A 22363-nucleotide genomic window follows, 5' to 3' on the forward strand; every position below is an offset into this window, starting at 1 on the left:
GGGGCTCCGGCCCGGTCATCGGGGGGCTCCTGCCCGGTCATTGAGGGCTAGCCCGTCCTTTCCCTTCCTTCCTCACCTCACCCGGCGTACCTTGACGCACCGAATCTGATGAGGCGTCAGGGGTGAAGGATCGTGGCCAAGCGGAAGCGTGTCGTGCTCGCGTCGGGCGCGGTCCTGGCCGGGGTGGGGGTGCTCGGTGTCGCGCCGGTCGCCTCGGCCGCCGTCGTCGACGTCAACTACGCCTGCAAGACGCCGATCGGGGACAAGAGCGCCGTCTCGCCGATCGACATCAAGGGCGTGAAGAGCGGGAGCGGTTACCGCATCACCATGTCGTGGCAGAAGGGCGTCTCGTCCAGCCCCGTCGAGCTGGGGGCCGGCGCGATGAAGCCGCGGGCCACCGTCAAGCTGGGCGGCGCGGACAGCGGCACCCTCACCGTCACCGGAGCCGCCAACGCGGCCGCGATCCCGGCCAACACCCCCATAAAGATCAGCGACTTGAGCGGGACGTACACCCCCAAGGCGTCCGGGAAGGTCACGTTCACCCCCGGCGTGCTGACGATCATCGCGCTCGGTACGACGACGACGTGCACGCCCACCAACTCACCCGGCCCGGCACTGACGTTGGACGTCACGGCGGACTCCTCGGCGCCCGAAGAACTCCCGCAGACCGGCCCCGAGGACTCCTTCGTCGCGCTCGGCACGCTCGGCGGGACGATCCTGCTGACCGGCGCCGCGGGCGCCCTGTGGCTGACGCGCCGTGCTCGTTAGGAGAGTTGTTGCGCTGCTCGCCGCCCTCGCGCTGTGCCTGACGGTGCCGGGGGTGGCCGGCGCTGCTCCCGGGCCGACGGTGCAGCTCGGCAAGTCGGAGGCGGGCAAGGGCAGTTCGATCGCCGTCAGCGGTGCGGGCTGGCCGGCGAAGACGCTGCTCACGCTGCTGCTGTGCGGCCAGGCGAGCCCCGACCGGGGTGTGCTGGGCGGCACCAACTCCTGTGCCAACGCGGACGGTCGGGCCGTGACGACCGATGCGCGGGGGCGGTTCAGCCGTCAACTCCCGGTCGCGGAACCGCCGGTGCCGTGCCCGTGTGTCGTGCACGTCGCGACGGCCACCGGGCAGAAGGCCCAGGCCGACGCCGTACTGAAGGTCGCGGGGCACGAGGAGAAGCCGCTGCCGCGGGAGTCGTCGACCGGCGCCCTGCGTGTCCTGATGGACCCTCAATTGAAGGGTTCCAGTGGCTTGTTGACCTGGTTCGGGGCGCCTCCCGGCCGCAAGCTCGTCGTGACGGTCGGGAACGCCGGTACGACCCCTGTCCGCAACCCGGTCTTCCAAGTCGGCACCGCCCACGGCGTGTTCGCACCCCAGTGGGACGACCACCAGTGGGACGGCACCCTCGCCCCAGGCCAACGCGCCCGCCTGGAGCTGCCGTTCGAGCTGGCCGGCGGCGCGCACGGCGACTACACGGTCTCCCTGCGCTACGGCGGCAAGGTCCTCGCCGACCGGCCCTGGGACGTGGGCCGGCCCTGGGGCGTCGTCCTCTTCTGGGCGCTCGCCGCGATCGTCGTCCCCTCGGCGCTGTTCCGCATCGGCATGGCGATCGTCGACAAGGTCCGCCCGCGACCCCACCGGCGCCGGAGTGCCATAGGGCGCCTGCGCGGACGTATCCACAGGCCGGAGCCGCCTCCAGCCACCATCACGAGCCCGACCCTGCCGTGGTTCTCCCCGGACACCCAGGGCCGCCTCTCCGCACCGCACGACGACCGAACGACCCCCAGCAGGAAGGGCATGACGTGAGAGCCACCAGGAGAGCGGCCGTCGCCGTGGTCGCGGTCGGGACGAGTGCCCTGCTCGGGCTCACGGCCCTGCCCGCCATGGCCGCCGAGGTGTCGTACACCACCCACTGCGTCCCCCCGGCCGGGATCCCGCCCGTCGACGGGACCACCAAGGTGCAGATCACCGCGCCGGCCACCGCGAAGGTCGGGGACACCGTCGACGTCGTCTGGAAGTTCGTCCAGGCCGCGTCGAAGAACCCCGACATCATCGACCTCCCCGCCAACTCCGTACAGCCGTCGGGGACGTTGAAGGCGTCCGGGGCGCAGAGCGGGGACATCGCGCTGAGCGGGCCGCGCGAGAACCCGGCGATCCCCAAGGGCGGGGCGATGGTCCTCGCGGACATGAAGGGGACGGTGAAACTGACGGCGGCGGGGGAGGTGAAGCTGACGCCGGACGCGTACGTCGTCAACGCGATGGGGACGAACACGAACTGCGCGCCGACGCAGACGGTGTCGCCGGCGGCGACGATCACGGTGACGGCGGCGACGGGTACGCCCACATCGACGGGTACGCCCACCTCGACGGGGACTCCCACCCCCACCCCGACGCCCACCCCGACGCCCACCACGTCCTCCTCCTCTCCCGAACCCACCGACTTCACCGGCAAGGTCGTCGAGGTGCCCTACACCTGTCAGTCGCCCCTCGGTGAGAAGAAGGCGACCTCGCCCGTCCAGATCAACGCCAAGAAGAACGGCGGGAGTTACGACCTCGTCGTCCAGTTCAAGAAATCGGTGATGAACTCGCCCGCCGACATTCCGGCCGGGTCGGTCAAACCGTCCATGGACGTCAAGCTCGGCGGCGCCGACTCCGGAACCGTCCATGTCGAAGGCGCGCTGAACGCCGCCGCGATCAAGACCGGCGACCCCATCGAGATCCCCGACCTGAAGGGCACCTACAAACCCGGCGCGACCGGTGAATCGACCCTCGCGCCAGGGGTGTTGCTCATCGAGGCGCTCGGCACGAAGACCACCTGCACGCCGGACCAGAGCCTGGTCTCCCTCACGCTGAAGACCGAGAAACAGGAGGGCGGCGCCTCCGGAGGCACCTCCACGAGCGGGGGCTCCAGCAGCACCGGCGGCCTCGCGGACACGGGGTCCCGGGAGCACGGCGCGCTGAAGGCGCTGGGGCTGGTGGCGGGGACGGCGATCCTGCTGGGCGGGGCGGTGTTCACGTTCCTGCCGAAGCGGAGGACGCGGTAGACGCGGAGGAGGGCCGACCCGTCCGGGCCGGCCCTCTTGACTCACAGAGGCGTCAGTTGACGTTGCCCATCAGGGAGTTGACGCGCTTGCGGTACATCCACACCGCGCCACCCGCGATCACCGCGAGGACGGCCTCCAGAGCGACGAAGCCCATCCTGTCCAGGTCGACCCCGCCGACGGCGGGGTTGGACAGCAGCGCCGTCACGGAGTCGCCGGCCGTCACGGCGAGGAACCAGACGCCCATCATCTGGGACGCGTACTTGGCGGGGGCCATCTTCGTGGTGACGGAGAGGCCGACCGGCGAGAGCGTCAGCTCGCCCAGCGTCTGGACGAAGTAGATCCCGGCGATCCACAGCGCGGCGGCCTTGTGCCCGCCCTCGGCGATCGACAGCGGCGCCAGGAACAGGAAGAACGAGGCGCCGATCAGCACCAGACCGGCCGCGAACTTCACGATCGTGCTCGGCTCCTGCCCGCGCCGGTTCAGCCACAGCCACAGCCAGGCGAAGACCGGCGCCAGCGCCATGATCATGACCGGGTTGACCGACTGGTACCAGGAGACGGGGAACTCCCAGCCGAAGACCGTGTTGTCGGCCTTGCCCTCCGCGAACAGCGACAGCGTGGAGCCGCCCTGGTCGTAGATCATCCAGAACACGGCGGCGGCGATGAAGAACCAGATGTACGCGGACATCTTCGACTGCTCGGTCGCGTCGAGGTCCTTGTCCCGCTTGATCCGCCCGATCACCAGGATCGGCACGACGAGACCGACGACCGTCAGCGGGATCAGCGCCCAGTTCAGCGTGAAGTGCCCGCTGAGGCCGACGGCGCCGTAGAAGACCGCGGCGACCGCGAGCCAGATCAGGCCCTTGCGCAGGGTGGCCGCCTTCTCGGCGGCGGACAGCGGGGTCGGTACGACGTCGCTGCGCTCGCTCAGGTGGCGCGTGCCCAGCAGGAACTGGCCGAGGCCCAGCGCCATGCCGACCGCGGCGAGCGCGAAGCCGAAGTGCCAGTTGACGTTCTCGCCGATCGTGCCGATCACCAGCGGCGCGGCGAACGCGCCTATGTTGATGCCGATGTAGAAGATCGTGAAGCCGCCGTCGCGGCGCGGGTCGTCCGGGCCGTCGTAGAGGTGGCCGACCATCGTCGAGATGTTGGCCTTCAGCAGGCCGGAGCCGAGCGCGACGAGGCCGAGGCCGCCGTAGAAGCTGGCGGAGGCCGGGACGGCGAGGCACAGGTGGCCGACCATGATGATCAGGCCGGCGACGGCGACGGTCCGGCGGGGGCCGAGCACACGGTCCGCGAACCAGCCGCCGGGCAGGGCGAGCAGGTACACCAGCGAGACGTACACGGAGTAGATCGCCGTCGCCGTGCCGGCGCTCAGGTGCAGGCCGCCCGGCGCCACCAGGTACAGCGGCAGCAGAGCCCGCATGCCGTAGTAGGAGAACCTCTCCCACATCTCGGTCAGGAACAGGGTGGCCAGACCGCGCGGGTGGCCGAAGAAGGTACCGGTCGAGCCGGGGGTCACCGGCCGTGCCGAGTCCTTCGTCAGGCTGGACGCCATGATGGATCCTTGCTGCTGTTTACAGGTCGCTTACATCGCTCCGCACAAAAAAGGACCCCCGGCTGATTCGCCGAAGGTCCCCGCAGTGCAACAGGCGTTTGGCCACCCTACGGCAGAGTAGGGGGCGAAATGGAAGCGTTTGAGGCATGGATCACAAGGTCTGGACCAGGATCCGGGGCCCGCCGGACGCCCGGAACGCCCCCGCTTGCCCCTTGGTAAGAAACAGTCAGGCCGATCACACCCCTGGCCCCGCCCCGTGCGGACTACCATCAGCTTCATGACCCGTGTACTGCTAGCCGAGGACGACGCGTCCATCTCGGAACCGCTGGCCCGAGCCCTGCGCCGGGAAGGGTACGAGGTCGAGGTGCGGGAGGACGGACCGACCGCGCTCGACGCCGGGATGCAGGGCGGCATCGACCTGGTCGTGCTCGACCTCGGGCTGCCCGGCATGGACGGTCTCGAAGTCGCCCGCCGGCTGCGCTCCGAGGGGCACGCCGTGCCCATCCTCATCCTCACCGCCCGCGCGGACGAGGTCGACACGGTCGTGGGGCTCGACGCGGGTGCCGATGACTACGTCACCAAGCCGTTCCGCCTCGCCGAACTGCTGGCACGTGTCCGGGCCCTGCTGCGGCGCGGCGCCGCCGAGCCCGCGCAGCCGCCGGCCACGCACGGCGTGCGGATCGACGTCGAGTCGCACCGCGCGTGGATGGGCGACGAGGAACTCCAGCTCACCGCCAAGGAGTTCGACCTGCTGCGGGTCCTCGTGCGGGACGCCGGCCGCGTGGTGACCCGCGACCAGCTGATGCGCGAGGTCTGGGACACGACCTGGTGGTCGTCCACCAAGACCCTCGACATGCACATCTCGTGGCTGCGCAAGAAGCTGGGCGACGACGCGGCGAACCCCCGGTACATCGCCACCGTGCGCGGGGTCGGCTTCCGGTTCGAGAAGAGCTGAGCGCTACGCGCGTAACGCCGTAGTCCTCAGGTAGGGGTGTATCGCGGGGCTGCCCCGCCCCCTACCCGAGGACTACGGCTTTCTTTAGTCGTACGGAGAGAAGCAGTGCGTCGTCGTCTCATCCAGTCCACCCTTGCCGTCGTCCTCGTCGTCATCGCCGTCTTCGGGGTCTCCCTCGTCATCGTCGAGAGCCGGACCATCAGCAACGCCGCCCAGGAGCGCGTCGACTCCGAGGCCGTACGGCTCGTCGGGATCGTCGACAGCCGGCTGCTCGGGTCGGAGGACGTGAACGCCGAGATACTGCGCGACCAGGTGACGCAGGACCGGTACGCCGTGATCCGCATCCCCGGCCGGGCGCCGATCGAGATCGGGGAGAAGCCCGAGGGCGAGGTCATCCACGCGGAGGAGCCCGGCGAGGGCGGCGAGACCGTCCGCGTCGAGGAGCCCAAGTCGGCGGTGACCCGCGAGGTCGGCCGGACCCTGCTGATCATCGGCCTCGTCGCGCTGCTCGCGGTCATCGCGGCCGTCCTGCTCGCCGTACGCCAGGCCAACAAGCTGGCGTCGCCCCTCACCGACCTCGCGGAGACCGCCGAACGCCTCGGCTCCGGCGACCCCCGCCCCCGCCACAAGCGCTACGGCGTCCCCGAGCTGGACCGTGTCGCCGACGTCCTCGACTCCTCGGCGGAGCGCATCGGCCGCATGCTGACGGCGGAGCGCCGCCTCGCCGCCGACGCCTCCCACCAGCTCCGTACGCCGCTCACGGCCCTGTCGATGCGCCTTGAGGAGATCACCCTCACCGACGACCTGGAGACGGTGAAGGAGGAGGCGAACGTCGCGCTCACGCAGGTGGAACGCCTGACGGACGTCGTCGAGCGCCTCCTCACCAACTCCCGGGACCCCCGCACCGGCAACGCCGTCTCCTTCGACCTCGACGAGGTCATCCAGCAGCAGCTGGCCGAGTGGCGCCCCGCGTACCGCTCGGCGGGCCGGGCGATCGTCAGCTCCGGCAAGCGCCACCTCCAGGCCGTCGGCACACCGGGCGCCGTCGCCCAGGTGCTGGCCGCGCTGATCGAGAACTCCCTCATGCACGGCGGCGGCACGGTCGCCCTGCGCACCCGCGTCACCGGCAACCAGTCGGTCATCGAGGTCACGGACGAGGGCCCCGGGGTCCCCGGCGACCTGGGCGCCCGCATCTTCGAGCGCGCGATCAGCGGCCGCAACTCCACCGGCATCGGCCTCGCGGTCGCCCGCGACCTCGCGGAAGCCGACGGCGGCCGCCTGGAGATGCTCCAGACCCAGCCCCCGGTCTTCGCCCTGTTCCTCTCCCGCACGGCCCCCCTGAAGAAGCCGACGGACGCGGAGGAGCCGACGGTCCGCTGAGGAGCGCTACGCCCGCCCGCTCACCCGGGGCTCCCGCGCGGGGCTCTGCTCCAGGAACGCCTCCGCGCTGGCCACCGCCTCCTTCGCCGGGAGGGTCTTGAAGACCCAGGTGCGGTAGGACCAGAAGCGGAAGAGGGTGGCGATGCCGATGCCGACGAACTTGAAGATGTTGCTCTGGAGCGGGCTGTCCCAGTGGAACGAGTACGTCGCGACGTAGAGGACGCCGTTCTCGATGACCATTCCGATGACCGAGAAGAAGAGGAAGAGCGTCAGCTCCTTGGTGCGCCCGCTCTTGTCGCGGTCACGGTAGGTGAAGTACCGGAACCCGATGTAGTTGAAGACGATGGACACCACCGTCGCGATGACGCTCGCCCGGACCACCTGGAGGTCGGTGACATGCCGTACGAGGTTGAAGACGGCGAGGTTGACCAGCAGCCCGGCACCCCCCACCGCACCGAACTTCGCCACCTCACGGACGATCCGGCGCAATCCGGAAGCATGCCCCGTGGAACCGTGTTCCATGCTCGTACAAGCCCCCGTCCGGGTTGGTTTCGTCAACCCAGCCATGCTAACCACCCCCGATGGAGGTTTCCTGTGGTCCGCCTCACGGGTTGGAAACAGCTCGGGAAGCAGTGGGGAAACCCGGGGTATGAGCGAGGGAAACCCGCAGTAAGAGGAGCCCGGGACCGCCCGCCCGGCACGGCCGATACCCTAGGGGCGTGACGTTCCCGGTAGTCGGCATGATCGGCGGTGGCCAGCTCGCGCGCATGACGCACGAGGCGGGCATCCCGCTGGGCATCAGGTTCAAGCTCCTCAGTGACACCCCCCAGGACTCGGCGGCGCAGGTCGTGAGCGACGTGGTCATCGGTGACTACCGCGACCTCGGCACGCTGCGCGCGTTCGCGAAGGGCTGCGACGTGATCACCTTCGATCACGAACACGTGCCCACGGACCACCTCCGCGCCCTGGAGGCCGACGGCATCCCCGTCCGCCCCGGCCCCGACGCGCTCGTGCACGCCCAGGACAAGGGGGTGATGCGCGCCAAGCTGACCGAGATCGGCGTCCCCTGCCCCCGGCACCGGCTCGTGACCGACCCGGCGGACGTCGTCGCGTTCGCGGCCGAGGGCGCCGGCTTCCCCGTCGTCCTCAAGACCGTGCGCGGCGGGTACGACGGCAAGGGCGTCTGGGTCGTGGACGGCCCCGAGGAGGCGGCGGACCCCTTCCGCGCGGGCGTCCCCGTCCTCGCCGAGGAGAAGGTCGACTACGTCCGTGAGCTGGCCGCCAACGTCGTCCGCTCCCCGCACGGCCAGGCCGTCGCCTACCCGGTCGTCGAGTCGCAGCAGGTGAACGGCGTCTGCGACACGGTCATCGCCCCGGCCCCCGACCTCGACGAGACCCTCGCCCTCAAGGCCGAGGAGATGGCCCTCACGATCGCCAAGGAACTCGGCGTCGTCGGCCACCTCGCCGTCGAGCTCTTCCAGACCCGCGACGGCCGCATCCTGGTCAACGAACTCGCGATGCGCCCCCACAACTCCGGCCACTGGACCCAGGACGGCGCGATCACCTCCCAGTTCGCCAACCACGTCCGTGCCGTCCTCGACCTCCCCCTCGGCGACCCCCGCCCCCGCGCGAAGTGGACGGCGATGGTCAACGTCCTCGGCGGCGACTACCCCGACATGTACTCCGCGTACCTGCACTGCATGGCCCGCGACCCCCAGCTCAAGATCCACATGTACGGCAAGGACGTCAAACCCGGCCGCAAGGTCGGCCACGTCAACACCTACGGCGACAACCTGGACGACGTGCTGGAGCGCGCCCGTCACGCAGCCGGATACCTGAGAGGCACGATCACCGATTGACCTCGGCCCTTCCCTTTACGGAAGGGCCTGTCACGGCTCGCGCCATGACGCTTCCTGCTTCGTTGCCGACAGCCCGCCCGGAGGAACTCCGTTGGGGTCTTACACCGGCTCCACAGGCCGACACCGCCAGCCCGGCGGCCAGGACGATCTTCGCGGCATTGTGGTCCCGGTCGTGCTGGGTGCCGCATCCCTCGCACGTCCACTGCCGGACGTTCAGCGGCAGTTTGTCACGGATGAGACCACAGGCGGAGCAAGTCTTGCTGGACGGGAAGAACCGGTCGACCACGACCAACTCGCGCCCGTACCAAGCGCATTTGTATTCGAACTGGGAACGCAGCTCCGCCCACGAGGCATCGGAGATCGCCCGCGCGAGGTTGTGATTTCCGAGCATGTTCCGGACGGTCAGATCCTCGATCACGATCGTTTGGTTCTCACGAACGAGCCGAGTGGTCACCTTGTGGAGAAAGTCCCGGCGCCGGTCGACGATCCGAGCATGGATGCGGGCTACCTTGACGCGCGCTTTCTCCCGGTTCTTCGAGTGTGGAGCCTTGCGGGAGAGTTCTTTCCGAGCTTTCCCGAGACGCGCCCTGTCTCTTCGCTCGAATTTGGGGTTGGTGATTTTCTCTCCGGTCGACAGCGTGATCAGGCTGGTGAGACCGGCATCGAGTCCCACCGCCTTGTCCGTGGCCGGTTCTGGAGCAACAGCAGTCTCGACGAGCAGCGAGACGAACCAGCGGCCTGCCTTGTCTCTGGAGGCCGTGACTGTGGACGGTTCGGCTCCTGCGGGAAGAGGCCGGGACCACACGATGGCCAGCGGATCCCGCATCTTGGCCAGAGTGATGTGCCCGTCGCGAAAGCGGAATGCGGAACGTGTGTACTCGGCGGAGTCCTTCGACCTCTTCTTCGACTTGAAGCGGGGATACCGGGCTCGTCTGTCGAAGAACGCGGTGTAGGCGCTCTGGAGATGTCGCAATGTCTGTTGCAGCGGAACGGACGAGACCTCCGCCAGAAAACCGTGATCGTCGGTCTTCTTCCATTCCGTGAGCATCGCCGACGTCTCGACGTAAGAAATCCGGCGGTGTTCCAGTGTCCAAGCCCGGGACCGTGCGTCGAGTGCCATGTTGTAGACCTTGCGCACGCAGCCGAAGGTGCGCGACAGCTCGGCTGTCTGCTCCGCGGTCGGGTAGAAGCGGTATTTGAACGCCCGCTTCACACACTTGGCTCCCACGGTTCACACGCTAGCCTGTCCAATGTAAGCCTGTCTGGTACTCGCACCACTCGGCCGAGGCCGAGGAGGTACACAAGGAGAATGAGATGAGCCCCGTCGTAGGCATCGTCATGGGGTCGGACTCCGACTGGCCCGTCATGGAGGCCGCCGCCCAGGCGCTCGACGAGTTCGAGGTCGCCTACGAGGTGGACGTCGTCTCCGCGCACCGCATGCCGCACGAGATGATCGCGTACGGCGAGCGCGCCGCCGACCGGGGCCTGAAGGTGATCATCGCCGGGGCCGGGGGAGCGGCGCACCTGCCGGGCATGCTGGCCTCCGTCACCCCCCTGCCGGTCATCGGGGTGCCCGTCCCTCTCAAGTACCTGGACGGCATGGACTCCCTCCTGTCGATCGTGCAGATGCCGGCCGGCGTGCCCGTCGCGACCGTGTCCGTCGGCGGCGCCCGCAACGCCGGCCTGCTCGCCGCGCGCATCCTCGCCGCGCACGACGAGGAACTCCTCGGCCGCATGAAGGACTTCCAGCAGGACCTGAACGACCAGGCCACGGAGAAGGGCAAGCGCCTGCGCGCCAAGGTCGAGGGGGCCAAGGGGTCCTTCGGGTTCGGCAAGTGAACGCCGCCGCGCGGGACCAGGTGCGGGAACTCCTCGCCGAGTTCCCCGTCGTCGACGGCCACAACGACCTCCCCTGGGCGCTGCGCGAACAGGTCCACTACGACCTCGCCGCACGCGACATCGCCGTACGCCAGGACGCCCACCTGCACACCGACCTGCCGCGCCTGCGCGAGGGCGGGGTCGGGGCGCAGTACTGGTCCGTGTACGTCCGCTCCGACCTGCCGGACGCGGTGCCGGCGACGCTCGAACAGATCGACTGCGTACGGCAGTTGATCGACCGTCACCCGGACGCCCTGCGGGCCGCGTTCACCGCCGCCGACATGGAGGCGGCGCGCGCGGAGGGCCGTATCGCGTCGCTGATGGGCGCCGAGGGCGGGCACTCCATCGCCAACTCCCTAGGAACACTGCGGGGGTTGTACGCGCTGGGCGTGCGCTACATGACGCTCACCCACAACGACAACATCGCGTGGGCCGACTCCGCGACGGACGTGCCGAACGTCGGCGGGCTGACGGCCTTCGGCCGCGAGGTCGTGCGCGAGATGAACCGGCTCGGCATGCTCGTCGACCTCTCCCACGTCGCCGCCACGACGATGCGGGACGCGCTCGACACCTCGTCCGCGCCGGTGATCTTCTCGCACTCCTCGTCCCGCGCGGTCTGCGACCACCCCCGCAACATCCCGGACGACGTCCTCGAACGCCTCCCCGCGAACGGCGGCATGGCGATGGTGACGTTCGTCCCGAAGTTCGTCCTCCAGGCGGCGGTCGACTGGACGGCCGCCGCCGACGACAACATGCGCGCGCACGGCTTCCACCACCTCGCCACCACCCCCGAGGCGATGGCCGTCCACCGCGCCTTCGAGGAGACGCACCCGCGCCCCGTCGCGACGGTCTCCACGGTCGCCGACCACCTCGACCACATGCGCGAGGCCGCCGGCGTCGACCACCTCGGCATCGGCGGCGACTACGACGGCACGGCCTTCACCCCCGAGGGCCTGCGCGACGTCTCCGGCTACCCCAACCTCCTCACGGAACTCCTCGACCGCGGCTGGTCCCGCACCGACCTCGCGAAGCTGACCTGGCGGAACGCGGTACGGGTGCTGGGGGCGGCGGAGGACGTGGCGCGTGATACCCGAGAGCTACGCGGGCCGTCCTCCGCACGGATCGAGGAACTGGACGGGGGCGGGGAGTAGGACCTGAGGGGGACGGGGGTACATCGCGAGAGGGAGCCGAAACAGGTCGCGTACCCCCGAACGCCCCGTCCACCGGGTGACCTCCCCTGCCCCGTGCGAACGTTGCCGTACTGCTGATCACGACGCCGATCACGACGTACGGAGCCCCCTCATGGCAGACCTCCAGAACGAACTGCACCCCACCACCGAGGTCGGCGGACTGCCGCTGGAGGAACCCCCGTTCGACGAGGATCCGGCGCCGCAGGTCCCGTACGCCTGCGACCCCCTCGAACGGGCCCGGGAGATCCTCACGGACCACCCCGTCGCCGACGGGTACGGGAGCCTGCCGTGGGTGCTGCGGGGGCTCCCCTGGTACGACCTCGAACTCGGCGAGAGCGCCGTCGACACCGACATCCCCCGGCTGCGGGAGGGCCAGGTCGGCGCCGTGTTCTGGGCCCTGCACCTGCCCGAGGGCGCCGAGCGGGCCGTCGCCGTCACCCTGGAGCAGATCGACCTCGTCCGTACGGTCGTCGCCGCCCACCCCGAGGGCCTGCGCCCCGCCCGCACCGCCGGGCAGATCATCGACGCGCGCAACTGCGGACGCGTCGCCGTCCTCCTCGGCCCCGCCGGCGCACCCGCCCTCGACGACTCCCTCGCCGTGCTGCGCGTCCTGCACACCCTCGGGCTGCGCGTCCTCACCCTCGCCGGGACGAGCTGGGCCAGCGAGGCGGGGCTCAGCCGGTTCGGGGAGGAGGTCGTGCGCGAGATGAACCGGCTCGGGGTCATCGCCGACCTCTCCGGCGCCTCCGACGCGACGATCGCCCGCACGCTGACGCTGTCCAAGGCGCCGGTCCTGTGCACCCGCTCCGCCGCCCGCGCCCTGCGCCCCCACCCCGACAACCTCTCCGACGAACAGCTCGCCGCGCTCGGCCGGGCCAAGGGCGTCTGCATGGTCCCCCTCACCGCCGACCAGACCGGCCCCGGCCTCAAGGACGTCGCCGACCACCTCGACCACATCCGCGCCGTCGCCGGCCCCGCCTCGGTCGCCCTCTCCGGCGTCTACGACTCACCGGCCGCCCACCCCGAGGACCTCCCCGACCCCTCCGCGTACCCCCACCTCATCACCGAACTCCTCCGCCGGGGCTGGCCCGACTCCGACATCACCCTCCTCACCTGGGACAACCTCCAACGCGCCCTCAGAGGAGCCGACTTCCTCGCCCGCGCGGCCCAGGAACGCCGGGAGGCGTCGACGGTGACGCGGGGGGAGCTGGACGGGGCGTAATACCCGCGGACGGGGTAATACCCGAGTCCCCCCTCAGTCCCGGCACAGGCAGAACGGATGCCCGGCCGGATCCGCGTACACCCGGAACCCCCGCTCCCGGTCCTCCGCGTCCAGCACCTTCGCCCCCAGCGCCAGCGCCTCCCTCTCCGCCGAGTCCAGGTCCGGGACGGTCAGATCGAGGTGGAACTGCTGGGAGCGGTCGCCGGACGGCCACGCGGGGGCGACGTGGCCGGGGGCCCGCTGGAACGCGAGGGCCGCGCCCGTGGCCGGCGTGAGGGTGATCCACTCGTCGTCGCCGTCGGCCGTGCCGCCGAGGAGGCCGGCGTAGAAGGCGGCGAGGGCGCGAGGGTCGGGACAGTCGAGGACGACGGTGCCGAGGGTCGCGGTGGGCATGGGTTCCTCCTGGATGGTTACCTGTACGAGCCTCTTGCCGGTAACGGCGTTACCTGATGCTGCCGTACAAGGAGTAACGTCGCAAGGGGGATCGCCGGAGACGGTTAGCGTTCAGCCATGAGTGAGAGTCGCGCGCAGGCGCCGTACGCAGTGAAGGGCCAGGGCACCGGCCATGCCTGACAGATCCCCCGCCCCCGGCTCCCTCGCGCTGATCGAGACCCTCGTCAACACGCTGGACATCGAGACCGGCCAGGACGCCCTGGACCGCCCCGAGACCCGGCAGTCCCTGGGCGTGACGGACGTGGAAGCGGCCCGCGAACTCCGCGAATCCCTCCGGGCCGTCCTCCTGGCCCACGCGGGCCACCCCCCGCACCGCGACGTGACCCCCCTGAGCGACCTCCTCGCGGCAGCCCCCCTCCTCCTCAGGACGACCCCGGACGGCACGCTCCACCTCGAACCCGCCGACCCCGCCCCGCTCCTCTCCCGCGTGGCCGCCGCCATCACCGAAGCCCTCTTCACCGCCACCTGGCCCCGCCTCAAAGCCTGCGAGTCCCCCACCTGCCACTGGGCCTACTACGACCGCAGCCCCGCCGCGCGCAGCCGCTGGTGCTCGATGCAGGTGTGCGGGGCGCGCGCGAAGATGCGCCGCTACCGGGCGAAGGACACGTGACGGCACACCACCCGGCGACGGCCTGAACACGCACACCGGACCACGTCCCGCAGTTCCGGGAGCGCGTGCCAGGACACCACGGCTGCGGGTGAGCGGCACACCCCTACCTCAGCCACCCGCCGACCCGCATCACCCTCAAGCCGTAGGACGCCCCATCCCCCGGTAGACCCACCCCGCCTTCCGCCACACCCCCGGATCCAGCGCGTTGCGGCCGTCCAGGATCACCCGCTCCCGCGCGACCTCGCCCAGCGCCGCCGGGTCCAGCTCGCGGAACTCACGCCACTCCGTGAGGTGCAGGACGACATCGGCCCCCCGGACGGCGTCGAGCGCCGACTCCGCGTACCCCAGTGTCGGGAAGAGGCGGCGGGCATTGGCCATGCCCTTGGGGTCGTAGACCGTGACCTGGGCGCCCTGGAGGTGGATCTGGCCGGCGACGTTCAGCGCGGGGGAGTCGCGGACGTCGTCCGAGTCGGGCTTGAAGGCCGCGCCCAGGACAGCCACCCGCTTGCCGAGGAACGCGCCGCCGCCCAGCGCCTCCCGGGTCATCTCCACCATCTGCCCCCGCCGCCGCATGTTGATGGAGTCGATCTCGCGCAGGAAGGTCAGCGCCTGGTCGGCGCCCAGCTCGCCCGCGCGGGCCATGAAGGCGCGGATGTCCTTCGGCAGGCACCCGCCCCCGAACCCGATCCCGGCGCGCAGGAACTTGTGCCCGATCCGGTCGTCGTACCCGATCGCCTCGGCCAACTGCACGACGTCCCCGCCCGCGGCCTCGCACACCTCCGCCATGGCGTTGATGAACGAGATCTTGGTCGCGAGGAACGAGTTCGCGGCGGTCTTGACCAGCTCGGCGGTGGGGAAGTCGGTGACGACGAACGGCGTCCCGGCGGCGACCGGCGCCGCGTACACCTCCCGCAGCAGCCGCTCGGCCCGCTCGCTGCGCACGCCGACGACGAGCCGGTCGGGCCGCAGCGTGTCCTGCACGGCGAACCCCTCCCGGAGGAACTCGGGGTTCCAGGCGAGCTCGGCACCGGCCCCGGCGGGCGCGTGGGCGGCGAGGTAGGCGGCGAGCCGGTCCGCGGACCCGACGGGCACCGTCGACTTCCCGACGACCAGCGTCGGCCGGTCCAGATGCGGCGCGAGAGAGGCGACCGCGGACTCGACGTACGACATGTCCGCGGCGTACTCACCGTGCCGCTGGGGTGTGTTGACGCACACGAAGTGGACGTCCCCGAAGGCCGCGGCCTCGGCGAAGTCCATCGTGAACCGCAGCCGCCCCGACGACCCCTCGATGCCCGCGACATGCGCCCGCAGCAGCTCTTCGAGACCGGGCTCGTACATCGGGACCTCGCCCCGCTGGAGCAGCTCGATCTTCTCGGGGACGACGTCGAGACCGAGCACCTCGAACCCCAGCTCGGCCATGGCCGCCGCGTGCGTCGCGCCGAGGTAGCCGGTGCCGATCACGGTGATCTTGAGGCTCATGAGGGCTCCACAGAGTTACGTCCGGACATGCGCTGCCTGAGCATAGTCGGGGCGTACGCACCGCCCTCACCGGGCAGATTCCCCCCTGTCGCCTAGCTCACGTATCCGTCCCGTGGGCGGCCCCCTAAACTTTGAGTTACTTAACGGTAATTAGCGTCGTCTGGAGTGAGTGACCTTGGCCGGATCGGCTGATTTCGACCTCTACCGCCCGTCCGAGGAGCACGACATGCTCCGCGACGCGGTCCGCGCCCTGTCCGAGGCCAAGATCGCCCCGTACGCGGCGGCGGTCGACGAGGAGGCCCGCTTCCCCCAGGAGGCCCTGGACGCCCTGGTCGCGAACGACCTGCACGCGGTGCACGTCCCGGAGGAGTACGGCGGTGGCGGCGCCGACGCCCTGGCCACGGTCATCGTCATCGAGGAGGTCGCCCGCGCCTGCGTCTCCTCCTCCCTGATCCCGGCCGTCAACAAGCTCGGCTCGCTCCCGGTCATCCTCTCCGGCTCCGAGGACCTCAAGAAGCGCTACCTCGGCCCCCTGGCCAAGGGCGACGCGATGTTCTCGTACTGCCTCTCCGAGCCCGAGGCCGGCTCCGACGCGGCCGGCATGAAGACCCGCGCGGTCCGCGACGGCGACCACTGGATCCTCAACGGCGTCAAGCGCTGGATCACCAACGCGGGCGTCTCCGACTACTACACGGTCATGGCGGTCACCGACCCGGAGAAGCGCTCCAAGGGGATCTCCGCGTTCGTCGTCGAGAAGTCCGACGAGGGCGTCTCCTTCGGCGCCCCCGAGAAGAAGCTCGGCATCAAGGGCTCCCCGACCCGCGAGGTCTACTTCGACAACGTCCGCATCCCCGCCGACCGCATGATCGGCGCCGAGGGCACCGGCTTCGCCACGGCCATGAAGACCCTCGACCACACCCGCATCACCATCGCCGCCCAGGCCCTCGGTGTCGCCCAGGGCGCCTTCGACTACGCCAAGAACTACGTCAAGGAACGCAAGCAGTTCGGCAAGGCCGTCGCCGACTTCCAGGGCATCCAGTTCATGCTGGCCGACATGTCCATGAAGATCTCCGCGGCCCGAGCCCTCACGTACCAGGCCGCCGCCGCCTCGGAACGCCTCGACGCGGACCTCACCTACCTGGGCGCCGCCGCCAAGTGCTTCGCCTCGGACATCGCGATGGAGGTCACCACCGACGCCGTCCAGCTCCTCGGGGGGTACGGCTACACCCGTGACTACCCGGTCGAGCGGATGATGCGGGACGCGAAGATCACGCAGATTTATGAGGGCACGAATCAAGTCCAGCGGATCGTGATGGCGAGGAACCTGCCGTAGCGGGGTTGTCGCCGTACGGCGTGTACTCCTGGACCCCGCGGGGCACCCGTTCCGCCTGTCGGAGCGTCGTCGGGTTCAGGAGGTTCACCATGTCCGCTGTCGGACGTTTCCGCTCTGTCGTCGTGGACTGCCCGGAGCCGCTGGCGCTCGCGGAGTTCTACGCGGCCCTGCTCGGCGGGAAACCGGACGCGGAGGCGGACGACTGGGTCGTCCTGCACGTCCCTGGCGGCCCCCGTCTCGCCTTCCAGCTCGCGCCGGACCACGTCCCCCCGGTGTGGCCCTCCGAACCCCACGACCAGCAGCAGTTCCATGTGGACGTCGACGCGGGGGAGACGTGGGCGGAGGTCGACGAGGCGGAACGGCGGGTGCTGGAGCTGGGCGCGAGGGTCGTGCGGAGGGCGGACGAAGAGGACTTCCGGGTGTTCCTGGACCCGGCGGGGCATCCGTTCTGCCTGTGCCGGATCGCCTAGGCCGTAGTTGTCACCGAAGGCTGGGCCTACGCGGTGGCCTCTCCGTAGGCGGTCCACGACCGGCACGCCTCGACCATCGCCTTCAGCCACTCCTCGTCCGGCTTCCGGGCGGCGAACGCTTCGTGCATGCGGAGGGTGGCTGCCGCGAAGACGGTGACCGCGTGCCGGTCGGCTGTACGCCACGTGGGAATCCGGGACGCCCACCCCTCCGCGCTCGCCGGGGTGTGGCCGGCCGCGATGAGCTGGACGACTAGGAGCGCGGGGTCGATGAACGCCGCACCCCTCGTCGGCCACGCCCAGTCGACGGCCCACACGCGGGGGCCTGCCACGAGGAGGTTGTGCGGGTTGATGTCCGTGTGGAGGAGCGCGTCGCCCCGGAGCAGGGCGGCGTCCGGGGTGAAGCGGTCCCATCGGGTCTCGGTCCAGGAGTGGGCGTACGCGGGGAGGGGTACGCGGCCGATCCTCGCGACCGTGTCGACGACCAGGGGGAGGTCCGGCGAGCCCGGGGTGAGGTCGGCGTGGCGGGCCTCGACGGCTTCGTACCCCAGGACCAGCCAGCCGTCCCCCTCCACGTCCCAGAGCAGGGGTGGGGAGAGGTCGAGCAGGGTGGGGGCGACCTGCCGTTCCCTGAGGAGGGAGTCGCGTCGACCGCCGGGGCGGTCGCGGACGGCCTTGACGAAGAAGGGGCCGTTCGCGCAGTCGATGACGGCGGTCAGGTCGGAGGTGTTGCCGTGGGTGGTGCGGCGGATCGTGGTGATCGGGCCTGTGTGGTGGTGGATGAGGGGGTGGATCGCGGATTCGGGGAGGGGGGTGTCCATATGCCTTTCGATTTCTCTCAGTTCCTCGGTTGCCGGGCCGGGGAGCCTCGATCACGGTTAGCCGACCGGCTGTCTGCAACAGCACGCTCTCCCGCCGCATAGCCTGATGACGCCCCGTCAGGCTCGGAGAGTTGGTGACCGTGGTCCAGTACCTCGTCGGTTCACGCGCGAGCAACCTCGCCAAGGTCCAGGTCAGGGAGTACCTGCGGCCACTACGCGAGCGGTTCCCGATGACGACGTTCACGCACCGGGTGATTCTGGAGGGCGGTGACAAGGACCGCAGGTCGTCGTTGTCCCAGGTGTCCGAGGTGAGCGGCGGGTCGGCGTTCAGCAGCGCGCAGGAAGCGGCGTTGGCGCGCGGCGATGTGGATGTGGTCGTCCATTCCCTGAAGGACCTTCCCACCGCGAACCCGCACGGTCTCACGCTGTTGCCTCCACCGGGACGGGAGGACGTACGCGACGCACTGTGCGGGTCGACACTCAGCGGGCTCCGGAAAGGTGCACGGGTCGGCACAGGCGCTCCGCGACGGGTCGCCCAACTCCTTGCCGTACGCCCGGACCTGGAGCTCGTCCCGATCCGGGGGAACGTCCCGCCCCGGCTGAAGAAGATCGAGACGCACGGCCTCGACGCGGTCGTCCTGGCAGCGGCGGGACTGCGTCGACTCGGTCTGGACGACGCCATCGGCGAACTGCTCCCGCTCGACCTGTTCCCGCCGAGCCCGGGACAAGGTGCGCTGGGCATCCAGGTGCGGACGGACGACGCGTCGGCACCGTTGCGCGGGATCCTCTCCACGGTCGGTGACGTCGCCGTGGACGCGGAAGTCCGCGCGGAACGGGCCCTGTTGGGTGAACTGCACGGTGGGTGCAGTGTCCCGGTGGGTGCGTACGGCGAGACCTTGCCGGGTGGGCAGCTCAGGCTGTTCGGCCAGGTCAGCTCGTTGGACGGGACGTCCCAGATCTCGGACACGCTGACCGGACCAGCGGCCGAGCCGGAGAAACTCGGTGCCGCCCTGGCGGTGAGGCTCGTCGGTCTGGGCGCGCGTTCGATCCTCGACGCGGTGCGCGCCGTCAGGTGAGCTGCCGGGCGATGTCGAGTGCCGCGTACGTGACACTGCCGCTCGCTCCGGCCCGCTTGAGCATGGTGAACAGTTCGACCAGCAGCCGTACGTCCCTTCGGCCCGACCTGGGGTCCACGCGGGTCAGCGACGTGTACTCGCCCGATACCGAGAACGGGAACAGGGGTGCTCGGGTGGCTTCCCGGAGGGTGGTGAGCACATCCGCGGTGAACTGAGCGGGCTCCAGGAGAATCATGTCGGCACCCGCTGCCTCCATCCGTAACGCCGTGTCCACGAACTGGTCGGCCTTTCCCGGGTTGATCTGGAACTCCCGGTCGGTTCCGGCCTTCGGGGTGGCGCCCATCGTGAGCCGGAAGCCGTCGTACAGGCTCGACCAGAAGATGACGTGCGGCATGACGGACACTCCGTCGTGGCCCGACCGGTCCAGTGCCTTCCGAGCGCCCGCGACTGTGCCGAGCACCATGGATGCGGGGCCCACGACGTCGGCACCGGCCTCCGCGTGGGCGACGGCCTGCCGGGAGGTGACCTCGATGGTGCCGGTGAGGTCCGGCTTTCCGGCGCTGTCGGTCAAGTAGCAGAGGCCGTCGGCGGTGTACGAGCACAGGCACGTCTCTGTCATGACCGCGAGGTCGGGTGCCGCGTTCTTGCACTCGCGCACGGCACGCGCCATCAGGGAGTCCGGGGACAGCGAGACCTCCCCCGTGGTGTCCCGCTCGGACGACTCGGCGAACAACTTCACCGACGGGATGCCGAGTTGTGTCACCTCGCGGACGATCGCCGGGATTTCGGCGAGGGTTACCGTGGGCATGCGCCGGGTGGCGGGTCCCTCGGTGACCAGCAGCACCATGGACAGGTCGGCGGGGGTGAGCGTCCGCTGTTCCAGCAGTCGCCGGATCGCCGGTCGGCTGCGGAGGGGGCTTGTGGCCCTGGTGGTCGTGCGTGCGCGGTGCTCGGAAGTGGCGCTCAAGGTCGTCCCTCGTTTCGAGTCGTCGCGGCATGAACGGTCCTGGCCGGGGTGCGGGGTGTCGTGACCGTCCGGGACCGGTGGTGCTCTTCAGGAGCGGCTCGCGAGCTCCAGGTCTGACGGGGCCGTGTCCCATTCGATGCCGCCGCCCAGGGGCCGGACGAACGCCCTGGATTCCGGAAGCCTGTACGGGAGAGGCTTGGCAGGGTTCTCCCAGTCCTTGACCACATCCATGAGGACGCCCGTACGTCGCCCGTCCGTGACCGTCTTTCCGATGTGCTCGGGGGTGACCACTACTCGTCCCGCTCTCGCTCGCAGTCGGGGCAGTTCTCGAAGGGGCAGGGAGTGAAGGCGGGCGTGGGGAGTTCGACCTTTCCCGTGGCCTCGTCGCGGCTGCCGCCGTACTCCGTCCGCCAGTTCGTGGTTTCGGGCTCCTCCGTGCCGTCCAGGATCTTGACGAACTGAGGTGTTCCGAGTGCGCTCACCCGGGCGTTGAGACGCCTCACCGAGCCCCCTTGGCGGGGCGCTTCGGATAGAAGCAGGTGCGATGCCGGTAGTCGGGGGTCCTCTGCCCGTTCGTACTGTGGTCGGTGGCGAGTCGGAGAACCTTTTTTCCGGCGCTGATGGGCTGCTTGCAGGCGGCGCAGACGTGACCGGTGGGCGCGTAGGTCGAGTACGCGGCCGGTACCACCCGGACAAGTCTTCTGCGGCGTCCGCTCCCGCTCGTACCGTGGGGCACTGTCGTCAACCTCCTGGTGGTTGATGGCCAGGCCCCCGGACGCTCGCGCGTCGCGGGGGTTCCTCGGGCAGGCCAGCAAACCGTCAGGGGCGGAAGGCGGGACAGGGACGCAACGTCCTAGTTTCGGGGCCTTAGTTGGCAATCCCCAGGAACTCGGCGAGCTTCCGCAGGCCAGGAGGACGGTACGACCCTGCCCAGAGGTCGCTCACGACGGCCACCGCGAGGGTGTGGTGCCGCATCCAGGTCGGAGCGATCTTCTTGAGCTTCTCCAGGGCCTTGACGGCGCCTTCGGGGTTGCCCAGGTCCGTGTGGGCGCGTGCCACGTCCAGCAGGAGCCAGGTGCGCCAGGACGGGGGCGTGTCGGCGCTGAGCCGCATTCCCTTGGCCAGGGAGAGCGCTTCTTCCGGGCGGTCGTGCTGGACCGCGAGGCGTACGCGTTCGATGCGGACGGACGAGCGGCTGAACACGGAGACCATCTTGCCGTCGACGGGAGGCGGCAGGAGCGCGAGCCGCTTCGTCGCTTCCTCCGCCCTGGTCATCATGTCGTTCGCTGTCTCGTAGTCCCCGGAACGAGCGGAGGACGTGGCGGCGGACATGATGAGGCCACCCCAGACCCGCAGTCCTTCAGCGGTGTCTCCGTGCTCTCTCTCGACCCCGTCGGCGGCGTGGACGGCGAGGTTCTCGGCGTCGTCCAGCCTGTTCTGCCGTTGGTAGTTCCACGCCACGCTGTTGCTGATCATGGGAGCGAGCAGCGGGTCCGAGGAGTCGGTGGCGGCGTTCATCGCCCGTTCGAGGGCGCTGAGCGCGAGGTCCGTCTTGCCGAGGCGGATGGCGAGGTGGCTGGCGAGTTGCAGGGCCTTGCCCAGTGCGGCCTGGCCTGCGGCCCGCTCGTCCGTCTTGCCCACCGCGGCAACGAAACGGGCGTCGGCGATGATGTCCGGGAGGACTTCCATGAGACGGCCGAACTCGGCGTCGTGGTACAGCGTCCAGCCACCGGAGATCTCCCGGCGCAGCAAGGTCGGCGACAGTCGCTCGACGCCGTTCGGCTCGGGGAGCGGAGCGAACAGCGGGGGCATGACCGCGCGGCGGAGGGCGACCAGTTGAGGCGGGTCGGCGTCGCCGGTGGAGGGGGCGCCGGGTGGGTCGCCGAGCAAGGCGGTCAGCTCGACGCCCAGGCCCCGGGACAGGTCGTGCAGGGTGGGCAGACGTGCGCTGTGTTTCCGTTTTTGCTCAAGCTTCTGAATCACATCGACGGACACCCCGGAGCGCTCCGCCAATGCCTCTTGCGTAAGGTCTGCGAGTCGACGGAGACGCCTCAGCCGGTCCCCCAGGTGCTCAGCCATACACCTCAG

Annotated in this window: 22 protein-coding genes; 13 read left to right on the forward strand and 9 right to left on the reverse strand. The window is 70.1% G+C overall.

Annotation, left to right across the window (positions count from 1 at the left end; all coding sequences use genetic code 11):
* Nucleotides 1-132 precede the first annotated feature (132 nt).
* The 3 genes from ACLZOT_RS31920 (at nucleotide 133) to ACLZOT_RS31930 (ending at nucleotide 3027) form a co-directional block, all read left to right on the forward strand.
* Complete coding sequence (locus ACLZOT_RS31920) at nucleotides 133-768, forward strand: LPXTG cell wall anchor domain-containing protein (RefSeq protein WP_416972587.1); 636 nt, start codon at nucleotides 133-135, stop codon at nucleotides 766-768.
* The gene (locus ACLZOT_RS31925; protein WP_416972588.1) at nucleotides 758-1789 is read left to right on the forward strand and encodes a hypothetical protein; all 1032 of its coding nucleotides are present in this window, start codon (nucleotides 758-760) and stop codon (nucleotides 1787-1789) included. Before ACLZOT_RS31920 ends, ACLZOT_RS31925 begins: the two co-directional genes overlap by 11 nt.
* Nucleotides 1790-1866: 77 nt before the next feature.
* Nucleotides 1867-3027 carry a hypothetical protein gene (locus ACLZOT_RS31930; RefSeq protein WP_416972641.1) on the forward strand — a complete coding sequence of 387 codons (1161 nt, stop codon included), beginning with the start codon at nucleotides 1867-1869 and terminating at the stop codon, nucleotides 3025-3027.
* Nucleotides 3028-3079: 52 nt separating this feature from the next.
* Here ACLZOT_RS31930 and ACLZOT_RS31935 read toward each other — a convergent pair whose 3' ends face one another.
* Nucleotides 3080-4585: an oligopeptide:H+ symporter gene (locus tag ACLZOT_RS31935; RefSeq protein WP_416972589.1), complete on the reverse strand. Its 1506-nt coding sequence runs from the start codon at nucleotides 4583-4585 to the stop codon at nucleotides 3080-3082.
* Between the two features lie 277 nt (nucleotides 4586-4862).
* On the opposite strand from ACLZOT_RS31935, the gene ACLZOT_RS31940 reads away from it, so the two are divergent.
* Together ACLZOT_RS31940 and ACLZOT_RS31945 are read left to right on the forward strand one after the other, a co-directional pair.
* Nucleotides 4863-5540 (forward strand): response regulator transcription factor, encoded by a 678-nt coding sequence (locus ACLZOT_RS31940; RefSeq protein WP_055720913.1) that lies wholly within the window; start codon nucleotides 4863-4865, stop codon nucleotides 5538-5540.
* Nucleotides 5541-5645: 105 nt separating this feature from the next.
* Entirely contained in the window at nucleotides 5646-6920 is a 1275-nt protein-coding gene (locus tag ACLZOT_RS31945; protein WP_416972590.1) for an ATP-binding protein, read from the forward strand.
* A gap of 6 nt (nucleotides 6921-6926) precedes the next feature.
* Here ACLZOT_RS31945 and ACLZOT_RS31950 read toward each other — a convergent pair whose 3' ends face one another.
* Entirely contained in the window at nucleotides 6927-7442 is a 516-nt protein-coding gene (locus ACLZOT_RS31950) for a GtrA family protein (protein WP_416972591.1), read from the reverse strand.
* A 197-nt stretch (nucleotides 7443-7639) separates the two neighbouring features.
* On the opposite strand from ACLZOT_RS31950, the gene ACLZOT_RS31955 reads away from it, so the two are divergent.
* Nucleotides 7640-8779, forward strand: coding sequence for a 5-(carboxyamino)imidazole ribonucleotide synthase (locus ACLZOT_RS31955; protein WP_416972592.1), 1140 nt, complete (start codon nucleotides 7640-7642; stop codon nucleotides 8777-8779).
* Here the strand turns inward: ACLZOT_RS31955 and ACLZOT_RS31960 are convergent.
* The gene (locus tag ACLZOT_RS31960) at nucleotides 8769-9992 is read right to left on the reverse strand and encodes an RNA-guided endonuclease InsQ/TnpB family protein (protein ID WP_416972593.1); all 1224 of its coding nucleotides are present in this window, start codon (nucleotides 9990-9992) and stop codon (nucleotides 8769-8771) included. The two genes, ACLZOT_RS31955 and ACLZOT_RS31960, sit on opposite strands and share 11 nt — an antisense overlap.
* Before the next feature lie 101 nt (nucleotides 9993-10093).
* On the opposite strand from ACLZOT_RS31960, the gene purE reads away from it, so the two are divergent.
* The 3 genes from purE to ACLZOT_RS31975 all read left to right on the forward strand — a co-directional run bounded on the left by purE (nucleotide 10094) and on the right by ACLZOT_RS31975 (nucleotide 13069).
* Nucleotides 10094-10618 carry a 5-(carboxyamino)imidazole ribonucleotide mutase gene (gene purE, locus ACLZOT_RS31965; protein ID WP_416972594.1) on the forward strand — a complete coding sequence of 175 codons (525 nt, stop codon included), beginning with the start codon at nucleotides 10094-10096 and terminating at the stop codon, nucleotides 10616-10618.
* Nucleotides 10615-11808: a dipeptidase gene (locus ACLZOT_RS31970; protein WP_416972595.1), complete on the forward strand. Its 1194-nt coding sequence runs from the start codon at nucleotides 10615-10617 to the stop codon at nucleotides 11806-11808. The genes purE and ACLZOT_RS31970 overlap by 4 nt, the downstream gene beginning before the upstream one ends.
* A gap of 151 nt (nucleotides 11809-11959) precedes the next feature.
* The gene (locus ACLZOT_RS31975) at nucleotides 11960-13069 is read left to right on the forward strand and encodes a dipeptidase (RefSeq protein ID WP_416972596.1); all 1110 of its coding nucleotides are present in this window, start codon (nucleotides 11960-11962) and stop codon (nucleotides 13067-13069) included.
* A gap of 33 nt (nucleotides 13070-13102) precedes the next feature.
* Here ACLZOT_RS31975 and ACLZOT_RS31980 read toward each other — a convergent pair whose 3' ends face one another.
* Complete coding sequence (locus ACLZOT_RS31980) at nucleotides 13103-13462, reverse strand: VOC family protein (protein WP_416972597.1); 360 nt, start codon at nucleotides 13460-13462, stop codon at nucleotides 13103-13105.
* A gap of 172 nt (nucleotides 13463-13634) precedes the next feature.
* On the opposite strand from ACLZOT_RS31980, the gene ACLZOT_RS31985 reads away from it, so the two are divergent.
* Nucleotides 13635-14132: a CGNR zinc finger domain-containing protein gene (locus ACLZOT_RS31985; RefSeq protein WP_416972598.1), complete on the forward strand. Its 498-nt coding sequence runs from the start codon at nucleotides 13635-13637 to the stop codon at nucleotides 14130-14132.
* A 135-nt stretch (nucleotides 14133-14267) separates the two neighbouring features.
* On the opposite strand, the gene ACLZOT_RS31990 is transcribed toward ACLZOT_RS31985, so the two are convergent.
* A complete protein-coding gene (locus ACLZOT_RS31990) occupies nucleotides 14268-15611 on the reverse strand; it encodes a UDP-glucose dehydrogenase family protein (protein ID WP_416972599.1) in 1344 nt (447 codons plus the stop codon).
* A 175-nt stretch (nucleotides 15612-15786) separates the two neighbouring features.
* Here ACLZOT_RS31990 and ACLZOT_RS31995 point away from each other — a divergent pair, with 175 nt between their 5' ends.
* Complete coding sequence (locus ACLZOT_RS31995; RefSeq protein WP_416972600.1) at nucleotides 15787-16944, forward strand: acyl-CoA dehydrogenase family protein; 1158 nt, start codon at nucleotides 15787-15789, stop codon at nucleotides 16942-16944.
* 89 nt (nucleotides 16945-17033) lie between these two features.
* Entirely contained in the window at nucleotides 17034-17414 is a 381-nt protein-coding gene (locus tag ACLZOT_RS32000) for a VOC family protein (RefSeq protein ID WP_416972601.1), read from the forward strand.
* Between the two features lie 26 nt (nucleotides 17415-17440).
* Here the strand turns inward: ACLZOT_RS32000 and ACLZOT_RS32005 are convergent, their stop codons facing one another.
* Nucleotides 17441-18232: a protein kinase gene (locus tag ACLZOT_RS32005; RefSeq protein ID WP_416972602.1), complete on the reverse strand. Its 792-nt coding sequence runs from the start codon at nucleotides 18230-18232 to the stop codon at nucleotides 17441-17443.
* Between the two features lie 140 nt (nucleotides 18233-18372).
* Between ACLZOT_RS32005 and hemC the strand changes: the two genes are divergently transcribed.
* On the forward strand, nucleotides 18373-19308 hold the full coding sequence (hemC, locus tag ACLZOT_RS32010) for a hydroxymethylbilane synthase (protein WP_416972642.1): 936 nt from the start codon (nucleotides 18373-18375) through the stop codon (nucleotides 19306-19308).
* Here hemC and ACLZOT_RS32015 read toward each other — a convergent pair.
* The 3 genes from ACLZOT_RS32015 to ACLZOT_RS32025 all read right to left on the reverse strand — a co-directional run bounded on the left by ACLZOT_RS32015 (nucleotide 19301) and on the right by ACLZOT_RS32025 (nucleotide 22354).
* A complete protein-coding gene (locus ACLZOT_RS32015) occupies nucleotides 19301-20275 on the reverse strand; it encodes a hypothetical protein (protein WP_416972603.1) in 975 nt (324 codons plus the stop codon). The genes hemC and ACLZOT_RS32015 overlap by 8 nt on opposite strands.
* 290 nt (nucleotides 20276-20565) lie before the next feature.
* On the reverse strand, nucleotides 20566-20778 hold the full coding sequence (locus tag ACLZOT_RS32020; RefSeq protein WP_416972604.1) for a hypothetical protein: 213 nt from the start codon (nucleotides 20776-20778) through the stop codon (nucleotides 20566-20568).
* A gap of 364 nt (nucleotides 20779-21142) precedes the next feature.
* Entirely contained in the window at nucleotides 21143-22354 is a 1212-nt protein-coding gene (locus ACLZOT_RS32025; RefSeq protein ID WP_416972605.1) for a helix-turn-helix domain-containing protein, read from the reverse strand.
* Nucleotides 22355-22363 lie beyond the last annotated feature (9 nt).

The organism is Streptomyces sp. 4F14 (genome assembly GCF_048159485.1).
GTDB lineage: Bacteria > Actinomycetota > Actinomycetes > Streptomycetales > Streptomycetaceae > Streptomyces.